Origin of the sequence: Yersinia sp. 22-579 (genome assembly GCF_030433455.1) — a bacterium.
Taxonomy (GTDB): Bacteria; Pseudomonadota; Gammaproteobacteria; order Enterobacterales; family Enterobacteriaceae; genus Yersinia; species Yersinia enterocolitica.
In genome coordinates, this window is the sequence record NZ_JAUJTZ010000038.1 from 1 (window position 1) to 1,234 (window position 1,234).

Consider the following 1,234-nt stretch of genomic DNA (forward strand, 5'->3'; position numbering starts at 1 on the left):
TGAATAGACCCTAGTTCCCTAGACGGTTCTGTGCCTCATGAACCAGGCACTTTCATAAACTGCAGGGGGCTGATCCTCACAGGCACTGTGGCGGCGTTTAGCATTATAAAACATCTCGACATAATCGAAGATATCCGCCTTCGCTTCTTCCCTATTTTTATAGATCCGTTTCTTTATGCGTTCCCGTTTTAGCAACTGGAAAAAGCTTTCTGCCACTGCGTTGTCATGGCAATTACCCCGACGACTCATGCTGCTTTTTAAATTGTGAGCTGTCATAAAATACTGACATCTTTCGCTCGTATATTGAGAGCCCTGATCTGAATGGATTAATACTTCTGCCGTTGGTTTACGTCGCCATACCGCCATCAGTAATGCATCCATTACTAACTCAGCGGTCATTCGTCCGCCCATGCTCCAGCCGATAACCCTGCGTGAGAAGAGATCAAGAACAACAGCCAGATACAGCCAACCCTCATGCGTCCTTATATAAGTCATGTCACTCACCCAATGCGTATTTGGGGTAGGGACAACGAACTGGCGTTCAAGGTAATTTGGACTGGCAAAAGAAGGCTTTCCGCCACCGTAATAGCGTCGTTTTCGGTATCCAGTCTGAGATGCTAGTTCAGCGAGCCTCATCAGGCGCGCGATCCTGTTACGTCCGACGCATTCACCCAGATCTTTCATATCGAGCCAGATTTTTCGATAGCCGTAAACTTTACCGCTTTCAAGCCACAGTTGTTTAATCAAGCCTGTTTGTCGTTCATCTTGCCGTGTACGCAAAGATTTAGGCCGCTTTAGCCACTGGTAATAACCGCTGTGATGGAGGCCAAGAACCAGACATAACCGGCGTACAGCATAAAAGGACGACATTTTTTTAATGAAGGCGTACTTCAGCCTGACGTTCTTGCAAAGTACGCGGCGGCCTTTTTTAAGATATCCCGCTCTTCAGTTACTCGCTTAAGTTCTTGCCTGAGGCGCTTTACTTCATGCTGAAGTGCATCGTCCTGCTTACGCTGCGACTCGGGCTTCTGGTAGCGCTTAACCCAGGCGTAAAGACTATTAGTGGATACACCAAGTCGAGAGGAGACCTCAGATACAGGGTACCCCTGCTCAGTAATCTGTTTTACGGCTTCAATTTTGAATTCTTCAGTGAACGTTTTGACTGACATAAACACTCCTTCATTAGGCCTCCATTATGAGGCAAAAAAGTGTCTACGAAACCCGGGTCTATTCA

The 1,234-nt window shown here is 47.0% G+C and carries 1 protein-coding gene; it reads right to left on the reverse strand.

Annotation, left to right across the window (positions count from 1 at the left end; all coding sequences use genetic code 11):
* Nucleotides 1-18: 18 nt before the first annotated feature.
* Nucleotides 19-1,169 (reverse strand): IS3 family transposase gene (locus QSV56_RS21885; protein ID WP_301213810.1). Its coding sequence is split into 2 segments (ribosomal slippage): nt 19-935 and nt 935-1,169, totalling 1,152 coding nucleotides; the frame shifts between segments, so codons are not numbered across the junction.
* Between the last annotated feature and the right edge of the window lie 65 nt (nt 1,170-1,234).